This window comes from Dysosmobacter segnis (assembly GCF_014297285.1).
Lineage (GTDB): Bacteria > Bacillota > Clostridia > Oscillospirales > Oscillospiraceae > Oscillibacter > Oscillibacter segnis.
Genome location: NZ_JACOQI010000048.1, coordinates 1 through 5,730 on the forward strand (window position 1 = coordinate 1; position 5,730 = coordinate 5,730).

The following is a 5,730-nucleotide window of genomic DNA, read 5'->3' on the forward strand; positions in this document are numbered from 1 at the left end:
GCCCGGAAATGGAATGTAGACTATGCGTTCTATAAAACCGGGCCGGACAAATACCTGCTGTTTTTCAAGGCTGGACAGGCAGACGCAATGACCGCCTGCTTTTCTGAGTATTCCCGGAAGGTGTTAAGCAAAGCAAAATCGAACCGTGTTCCCATCCGGGAACAACTGCAACAGGCGGCAGATCAGCTTTCCAAAGAAAAGCCGAAACAGAAAGAACGTGCAAAGGAGGTGGCCTATGAGGACAGATAAGATCAGAAAATATCTCATTCCGAACATTCCCTATCTGTTCATCCTGTGGGCGTGCCTCAAGCTGGGAACGGCCTACCGGCTGGCGGCGGGGAACGATTTTGCACATAAGCTCATCGGGCTGGGCCAGACGATTGGCCCGGCCTTTGCTGACTTTGCACCCGGTCTTGTCCCGCTGGATTGGCTTGTTGGTATTGTAGGCGCAGTTGTTTTCCGGCTGCTGATCTATTTCAAAAGCAAGAACGCTAAGAAGTTTCGGCGGGATGCAGAATACGGCAGCGCCCGGTGGGGAACGGAAAAAGACATCAAACCGTTTGTTGATCCAAGGTTTGAAAACAACGTGATTTTGACCGGGACGGAGTTTCTCACGATGAATACCCGTCCGAAAATTCCCGCAAATGCCCGAAATCTGAATTGCTGTATTATCGGCTCGTCCGGCTCCGGCAAAACCCGCTTCTGGCTCACGCCCCAGCTTTTACAGGCTCATTCCTCTTATGTGGTGGTCGATCCCAAAGGCGGTGTGCTGGGACAGGTCGGGGGTTTCCTGCAAAAACGCGGGTACAAAATCAAGGTATTCAACAGCATAGATTTTTCAAAATCCATGCACTATAACCCGCTGGCGTATATCCGCAATGAGGCCGATATTCTGAAATTCGTGGATGCCCTGATTTCCAACACAAAGGGCGAAGGCAAGGAAGGCGATCCATTCTGGACGAAATCGGAAACGCTTTTGTACTGTGCCCTGATTGCCTACATCATTTTCGAGGGGCCTGCCGAGGATCGGAACATGAATACCCTTGTGGATATGATTTCCGGCATGGAGGTCAAAGAGGATGACGAGGACTTTATGAACGCGGTGGACTATATGTTTGCCGGGCTCGAAAAGCGCAAGCCGGATTGCTTCGCGGTCAAACAGTATAAAAAGTACAAATTGGCCAGCGGCAAGACGGCAAAAAGCATTTTGATTTCCTGCGGTGCGCGACTGGCTCCCTTTGACATTCCGCAGCTTCGTGAGGTCATGGCCTATGACGAATTGGAGCTTGACCGCATCGGAGATCGGAAAACGGCGGTATTCTTCATTATTTCCGATACCACGCAGACCTACAACTTTTTAGTGGCACTTGCATTTTCGCAGATGTTCAACCTCCTGTGTGAACGGGCGGACAATGTTCACGGTGGCCGCCTGCCGCACCATGTACGAGTGCTGTGGGACGAGGCAGCCAACACGGGACAGGTGCCCCAGCTCGAAAAGCTGGTCGCGGTTATCCGCTCCCGCGAGGTGAGTCTTTGCCTGCTGTATCAACAGTTGGCACAGTGCAAGGCCATTTACGATAAACACGCCGAGACAATCCTCGGCAACATGGATAGCGTGGTGTTCCTCGGTGGCCGCGAAGCCAGCACCATCAAGGAAATATCCGAGAACTGGCTGGGAAAAGCCACAATCAATATGCAGACTGACAGCCGCTCCCGTGGTCAGTCGGAAAGCTACAGTCAAAATACCCAGCGGCTGGGCCGGGAACTGATGACCCCAGCCGAACTTGCAACCATGCCGGGAGATAAATGTATTTTGCAGCTTCGGGGCCTGCCCCCGTTCTTCTCTCCCAAGTATGATCTGAAACGGCATCCGAACTACCGCTATACGGCGGAGGCCGATAAACAGAAAAACGCTTTTGACCTCGACAGGCTCATTAACCGCCGCAGGCGGCCCGGTCTGAACGAGGCGTGTACGATGTATGAGGTGACTGTGCCGGACGATGCACTCACGGAAGAGGACGAGGACATCCTCAACTATGATGACATCGACGATCCAGACGCCTTTGCATAAATGCTTCGAGACAAAGTGTCCCGAAGTTTGTAACCTGCCGCCTGTATGGGCGGCTTTTTTGTTACCGGAAAAATCCCGGAGAAATGGAGGCTTATATGGCATTTTTCTCATCTGCAATCGACACTTTACAGACCCTTGTTATCGCGCTCGGTGCTGGCCTTGGCGTGTGGGGCGTGGTTAATCTGCTGGAGGGCTACGGCTCGGATAACCCGGGCTCCAAGTCCCAGGGCATGAAGCAGCTCATGGCGGGCGGCGGCATCATCGTCATTGGCACCACACTGATCCCTCTGCTGTCTGGCCTGTTTTAAGGTAGGCGCTTATGGATTTTCTCACCGACTGGCTCACAAACTGGCTCAAAGAGCTTCTGATTGGCGGGATCATGGGAAACCTCGAAGGGCTTTTTGATACCGTCAATACCCAAGTCGGAGAGATTGCGGCACAGGTAGGGACTACCCCGGCGGCGTGGCACGCCGGGGTTTTCTCCCTGATCCGACAGCTTTCCGAAACGGTGATCCTGCCGATTGCCGGAATGGTGCTGACCTTTGTTGCCACTTATGAGCTCATACAGATGCTTTTGGAAAAGAACAATATGCACGAGGTTGACGTTGCGAACCTCTATAAATGGATGTTCAAAACGGCCTGTGCAATCTTAATCCTGTCAAACACATTCAATATCGTCATGGCCGTGTTCGATGTATCGCAGAGCGTTATCGCGCAGGCAGGCGGGCTGATTCAAGGCTCTACCGATGTTTCGGCGGATATGCTTGCCGAACTGGAAACCTCGCTGGAGGCGATGGACTTGGGGCCGCTTTTGGGGCTTTGGCTGCAATCTGCGCTCATCGGCTTCACGATGAAAGCAATGGGGATTATCATTTTCGTTTTGGTGTATGGCAGGATGCTGGAAATCTATCTGCTGACCAGTCTGGCCCCCATCCCCGTTGCTACGCTTTCCAACCGGGAGCTTGGCAGTACCGGGCAAAACTACATCAAGTCCCTGTTTGCCGTGGGCTTTCAAGGGCTGCTGATTCTTGTATGTGTTGCAATTTACGCGGTGCTCATTCAAGGCATCGCAACAGGCGGCGATCCCATTGGGGCGATTTGGGGAACTGTGGGCTACACGGTTCTGCTTTGCTTCATGCTCTTTAAGACCGGGAGCATTGCCCAGCGTATCTTTGGCGCTCATTAACAGGAGGTGGTGCTTATGCCGAGAAGATATGGGGCAGACGGAACGCGCTTATGGAATGGAAAAACGCCGGAGGAGTTTACTGAGGCAGACGCTTACCGCTTTATGGCGGAAACAGAGGCCGTCCTGCAAAGAAAAGAGCTGATGGACGACCCCGCCCAGCCTGCTCCGGCAAGCGGAAAGGAGGAATTTTATCTGAGTAAGAACGACGATGTATTGCTGACCCCGGAGCAGATTGCTGCGGAGGAGCGGCGCTGGCTGTTTGATGCTCCCATCGCGGAGCTTGCAGAAGTCAAGGGCGTTAGTATTGACGAGGCGGTAAAAATGCGGACGGATGCCGTCTTGCAAGAGGCGGTTGTTCCGATCACAGTATCTGTCCGCCCGATTGAGCCGCAGGGTAAACTGATCGGCTTCGCCAGCGTCAATTTTGGCGGTGTGGTCATCGACGATTTTAAGGTTGTGGACGGGAAAAACGGAATTTTTCTCGGAGCTCCCTCTAAACCCGATCCTGCCAGCCGGACGGGATACCGGGCTACGGTTCGGATTCCTGACCGCGCCACACAGGAGCGGATCAATGCGGCTGGTGTGGAGGCGTATCATGCGGCGGTAGAACAGCTTGTTGCACGGGCCCAGGCGGTACGGCCTGCCCCGATCAAGGAGCAGATGGCCGAGGCCGCAAAACAGGCGGGAAAAGAAAACGCCGCCCGGCCTGCACCTGCCAAGGCAAAGGAGGCCCGCAATGACCGATAGCCGCACTTTGGGACAACGTGTCCCGAAGGAGGGCTTGTTTCTCATGGATGGCATCGAGGGCCTGCGTTCTTTGCCAAAACATAGCGTGGATATGCTGCTGACCGATCCGCCCTACGGCACAACCCGGAATTATTGGGATGTGCCCCTGCCGCTCCCGGAACTGTGGGAGGCGGTGAAATGGGCGGTCAAGCCGAATGGTGCGGTGCTGTTCTTCGCACAGTGCCCCTTTGACAAGGTGCTGGGCGCATCCAACCTCGCCATGCTCCGCTATGAGTGGATTTGGTACAAGGAGCGCGGAACAGGTTTTCTCAATGCAAACCGGGCTCCGCTGAAAAAGTCCGAGAATATCTTGGTGTTTTACCAGAAGTCCCCGGTCTACAATCCGCAGTTTACTTATGGCAAGCCTTATACCCGCGTACATTCCCGAAGCGGTACAAGCTCCAACTATGGAAAATTTGAACGGCAGGGCTCGGAGTCCAACGATGGCCGCCGCTATCCCGGAAATGTGCTTTTTGTGCCTACGGTGTCCGGCGGCATCCACCCCACGCAGAAGCCCGTGGAGCTCTGCGAGTATTTGATCCGCACCTATACCCGCCCCGGCGAACTGGTCGCGGACATTTGCGCGGGCTCCGGCACAACCGCGATTGCAGCTATCAACACAGAACGCCGCTTTGTATGCTTTGAAACGGCCCCGGCCTTTTATGCCGCTGCCAGTGAGCGCATCCGTGCGGCGCAGGCAGTAAAAAGCTCTGGCGAGAAAGGAGTGTAATTATCCAGCAGTATTCTATCATTTACGCCGATCCCCCTTGGCGCTACTCGGCTAAGAAAGTACAGGGCGCGGCGGAAAAACATTATCCCACTATGAGCATTGAGGAGTTATGTGCGTTGCCTGTGGCTGATCTTGCAGCCCCGGACAGCGCACTCTTTTTATGGGCCACTTTCCCGCAGCTCCCGGAGGCGCTCCGGCTGATCGAGGCTTGGGGCTTCACCTACAAAAGCGTTGCTTTCGTCTGGCTGAAAAAGAACAAGAAGGCGGATAGCTGGTTTTACGGCCTTGGCTTCTGGACAAGGGGCAATGCAGAAATCTGCCTGCTGGCAACCAAGGGACATCCAAAGCGGCAGGCTGCCAACATTCATCAATTCATCATTTCCCCGATTGAGGCCCATAGCAAAAAGCCGGACGAGGCCCGCGCCAAAATCATTTCCCTGATGGGCGATCTGCCCCGCGTGGAGCTCTTTGCCAGGCAGACCCCGCCCGGCTGGGCTGTATGGGGAAATGAAGTAACACCAACCATCCCGGACTTTGGGACACATTGTCCCGAAGTACAGAAAGGAGTGTGATCTATGCCCTATGTAAACGTACCAAACGATTTATCCAAAATCAAAACAAAGATGGCTTTCAACCTCACCAAACGCCAGCTTGTCTGCTTCGGCAGCGCGGGCGCAGTGGGGATTCCGGCCTATCTGCTGACCCGTGGCACCCTCGGCAATACCGGGGCGATGTTTCTCATGCTGGGAATTATGCTCCCGGCGTTCCTGATGGCCATGTATGAAAAGGACGGCTTGCCCTTTGAAAAAGTTGTGCGAAACATTATCCGGGCTAAGTGTCTAAGGCCGGGGATCAGGGCCTACCGAACCGAAAACATTTATGCGCCCTTTGCCGGGCCGGGCGCTGGAAAGGAGGATGTGATTGAAAAACACAAAGAAGAAAAACGGAGCCGCCGCC

General features: G+C 54.3%; 8 protein-coding genes. All 8 read left to right on the forward strand.

Annotation, left to right across the window (positions count from 1 at the left end; translation table 11 throughout):
* Window positions 1-249, forward strand: a 249-nt coding sequence (locus H8Z83_RS18445; RefSeq protein ID WP_187016380.1) for a PcfB family protein, incomplete at its 5' end; no start/stop codon positions are given.
* Window positions 236-2,071, forward strand: coding sequence for a VirD4-like conjugal transfer protein, CD1115 family (locus H8Z83_RS18450; RefSeq protein WP_187016381.1), 1,836 nt, complete (start codon window positions 236-238; stop codon window positions 2,069-2,071). The genes H8Z83_RS18445 and H8Z83_RS18450, both read left to right, overlap by 14 nt.
* Before the next feature lie 95 nt (window positions 2,072-2,166).
* Window positions 2,167-2,379, forward strand: a complete 213-nt coding sequence (locus H8Z83_RS18455) for a Maff2 family mobile element protein (protein WP_044963257.1) — start codon at window positions 2,167-2,169, stop codon at window positions 2,377-2,379.
* 11 nt (window positions 2,380-2,390) lie between these two features.
* Entirely contained in the window at window positions 2,391-3,257 is an 867-nt protein-coding gene (locus H8Z83_RS18460) for a VirB6/TrbL-like conjugal transfer protein, CD1112 family (RefSeq protein ID WP_117612914.1), read from the forward strand.
* A gap of 15 nt (window positions 3,258-3,272) precedes the next feature.
* Window positions 3,273-4,004 (forward strand): septation protein SpoVG family protein, encoded by a 732-nt coding sequence (locus tag H8Z83_RS18465; RefSeq protein WP_118540915.1) that lies wholly within the window; start codon window positions 3,273-3,275, stop codon window positions 4,002-4,004.
* Window positions 3,994-4,773, forward strand: a complete 780-nt coding sequence (locus H8Z83_RS18470) for a DNA-methyltransferase (protein ID WP_187016382.1) — start codon at window positions 3,994-3,996, stop codon at window positions 4,771-4,773. The genes H8Z83_RS18465 and H8Z83_RS18470 overlap by 11 nt, the downstream gene beginning before the upstream one ends.
* Before the next feature lie 17 nt (window positions 4,774-4,790).
* Window positions 4,791-5,345: an MT-A70 family methyltransferase gene (locus tag H8Z83_RS18475; protein ID WP_117465002.1), complete on the forward strand. Its 555-nt coding sequence runs from the start codon at window positions 4,791-4,793 to the stop codon at window positions 5,343-5,345.
* A 3-nt stretch (window positions 5,346-5,348) separates the two neighbouring features.
* On the forward strand, window positions 5,349-5,730 hold a 382-nt coding region (locus tag H8Z83_RS18480; protein ID WP_187016383.1), incomplete at its 3' end, for a PrgI family protein.

What these genes read in the sequence shown, in the direction of transcription:
- H8Z83_RS18450 (WP_187016381.1), top strand. Translation starts at nt 236, where the DNA reads ATGAGGACAGATAAGATCAGAAAATATCTCATTCCGAACATTCCCTAT.
- H8Z83_RS18455 (WP_044963257.1), top strand. Translation starts at nt 2,167, where the DNA reads ATGGCATTTTTCTCATCTGCAATCGACACTTTACAGACCCTTGTTATC.
- H8Z83_RS18460 (WP_117612914.1), top strand. Translation starts at nt 2,391, where the DNA reads ATGGATTTTCTCACCGACTGGCTCACAAACTGGCTCAAAGAGCTTCTG.
- H8Z83_RS18465 (WP_118540915.1), top strand. Translation starts at nt 3,273, where the DNA reads ATGCCGAGAAGATATGGGGCAGACGGAACGCGCTTATGGAATGGAAAA.
- H8Z83_RS18470 (WP_187016382.1), top strand. Translation starts at nt 3,994, where the DNA reads ATGACCGATAGCCGCACTTTGGGACAACGTGTCCCGAAGGAGGGCTTG.